General features: G+C 32.7%; 2 protein-coding genes and 2 tRNA genes. 2 read left to right on the forward strand and 2 right to left on the reverse strand.

What is annotated here, in order from left to right; all coding sequences use genetic code 11:
• The first annotated feature begins 243 nt into the window (after nucleotides 1-243).
• Nucleotides 244-1,335, forward strand: coding sequence for a hypothetical protein (locus ACYSNX_RS12965; protein ID WP_461755078.1), 1,092 nt, complete (start codon nucleotides 244-246; stop codon nucleotides 1,333-1,335).
• A gap of 236 nt (nucleotides 1,336-1,571) precedes the next feature.
• Here ACYSNX_RS12965 and ACYSNX_RS12970 read toward each other — a convergent pair.
• Nucleotides 1,572-1,653, reverse strand: a tRNA-Leu gene (locus tag ACYSNX_RS12970).
• A 140-nt stretch (nucleotides 1,654-1,793) separates the two neighbouring features.
• The gene (locus ACYSNX_RS12975) at nucleotides 1,794-1,985 is read right to left on the reverse strand and encodes a hypothetical protein (RefSeq protein WP_461755079.1); all 192 of its coding nucleotides are present in this window, start codon (nucleotides 1,983-1,985) and stop codon (nucleotides 1,794-1,796) included.
• Nucleotides 1,986-2,247: 262 nt separating this feature from the next.
• Between ACYSNX_RS12975 and ACYSNX_RS12980 the strand changes: the two genes are divergently transcribed.
• Nucleotides 2,248-2,320: transfer RNA gene (locus ACYSNX_RS12980), tRNA-Lys, on the forward strand.
• Nucleotides 2,321-2,626 lie beyond the last annotated feature (306 nt).

Consider the following 2,626-nt stretch of genomic DNA (forward strand, 5'->3'; position numbering starts at 1 on the left):
CTACTTTAGTAATATTGAAATGCTCTACCAAGTACTCTGGTAGGATTAATTTTAGTAATTCTTTGCTGTCCATCATAACACAAAGATATTATTTTATCTTTTCCTCCCCAAGTTTTGTACCTGATCCCATATTTGTTATTAGTTTGGATATTAAAAAGGCCTTCGGTTTATGATGTAGAAGTTTATTATATTTTTGTTCCTGCTTTGGTTTTTATAGGATTGATAATACTCTACTATGTATTTATGTATTCTAAAAAAGCAGAGATATTACCTTGGTTTTATGTATGTTTAGGTTTTCTAGTTATTATTCTCTTATATAAATCAGGATTTGGTCAGATAGATATCCATCTTAAGAATTTACTTAACTCATCTAAAATTCCCAAGTATGACAGTAGCTATCAGGATATTAATCAAGAGTCAGTTTTAGGAAATGGCAACTATCTCCTTACTATGCAATTTAGTAGTGATGAGCCCATCAAGACCTGGTATAACTCTAAAAACGAACTTATTGTTATCACTGAAAAGATCAAAGGTAATTCTCATTCGGATATTTATGAGGGGAGTGTTTATTGTGCTAAGTTGGATTTGGATGGAAATTTAGCGGATAGATTATCCTATGTGCGCAACCGTAAAGGGGGATGGGATAGTGATCTGTTCTTTGTTGGTTATCATATAAACTTGGGTGATTTGACTTATCATACATGGGCTTTAGATGGAGACACAAGTAAGCGGAATATCTCTGTGATCAATGAAAACTTGCAAATGACTTTAGAGCAGCAAGAAAAAGAATATATCAATATAGCTAAGAACTATCTATTTTTCACTGTTTATGGTACAGGTAGAAATAAGTATAGTATACTTGTTTTTATTGATCATGGGCAGTGTAAAGCTTTCTATTTTGATTTTTATCCCCAAGATGGTTGGTTACAAAGTCGTGGTAATACAAATAACAATATATTCACTACTTTTTCTAGAGAGAAATTACAATGGGTACCTATAGAATCTCCTAAAGTGCAGTACAAATATTATTACAAAGTAAAGCGTATTGGAGGTACCTCAAACATAGGGGGGAATACTAGAAGTACTAAATGGGAATATTGGGATGGAATTCTTTATACGGACTTATTGGTAGGTAGGGATACCGTAAAAATCAAAGAAAAGCTATGGATGAACGATGATGGTTTTATGGATAATGTAACTATTAAAGGAAAGACTTTAGGTCATGTGGTGTTCACACCTTATATTCTATTGCAAGACCCAGAGGTAAACTATCAATTGTTAAATCGTGGTGACATAAAAATACATGTCATACAGCCCAAGGCATTAAAAAAATAGAACAGAATAAAGGTATGTTAACTAAAAATAAATTCTGCAGGGATCCTTTTAATGAAAAATAATGTTGAAGTTCATCCTTACACGGTCAGTTAGGGTACTTATAATTTAAAACAAAAGTACCTTGTAGATATAAGAAAGGATACTTTACTTCATAATAAAAAAGAGTCTTCTAAAAAAAATAGAAGACTCTTTTTTATTATTATTCTTATCCGTTAGAATAAATATCCAATTGGCTGTGACTGCGATCAGATTCGAACTGACACGTCTTGCGACACCACCCCCTCAAGATGGCGAGTCTACCAATTCCTCCACGCAGCCTTGTTGTTAGTATTTTCAATATATTATTGTTTTACTAATACAAATGCAAAAGTAATAGAATAAAATTACTGTGCAAGCCTGCAAGGTGTTTTTTATATATAGGATAGTGTTCTTTTTTCTAGTTATATATATACTACTTTTTAGGTACTTTCTTTTTCTTCGATTTGTTTATCGGAAGAATCATGAGATATATTATTTTGTTTATCGGATGTTTTACCACTAGATATAAACAAGATAAGTGCTACCACTAATAATACACAAACGATTACGAATATAAGAATCATTAAAGCGCCATTACTAAAATTGTATAAGGGAATGTTGTTAAGAGTCATAGTGTGAATTTTTAAATGAACTCTTACTAAATTAACTAATATTTTTAATATAAATTATGATAATTATCATTATTATAGGTGATTTTTACATGTCACTACTTTTTTTTGATATTCTATGCGTTTGTGCGTTGTAAAAAAATATCATTATACTTAAAAATAGGGCGTTTTTTCTTTTTTTTATATTTAAATCCTAATTTAGTTTGTATATCCGTTCAAATAGTATAAATTTGCACTATAATAATCCGAAAGGAATTTTGGTAAAGACTCGATAGCTCAGTTGGTAGAGCACAACACTTTTAATGTTGGGGTCCTGGGTTCGAGCCCCAGTCGGGTCACAAAGCAAAGCTTCACAGTTAATGTGAAGCTTTTTTTTATGTGTGCCCAGCATGGACAGTAACTCTAGGGTGCAAGTCCCGAACACGCCTTTACAACGGGAAGTGTTAGCCAAATGCAAGGGTGTCCATCGTGAGGTGGAATCTGAAGGAAGCGCTAGGCAAACCCTTGACCTGACGAACAGAAACTATATCAGGCCCAATAATATCGGATAAGGTTGCATAACAAACTAAAGTCCAAAGTTGTACGGAGATATTTAGGGTAAATATAGCAGGTATATGAGGGGAAAGTTACTGTTCTTACCTGGG

The organism is Myroides sp. LJL115, from assembly GCF_054871665.1.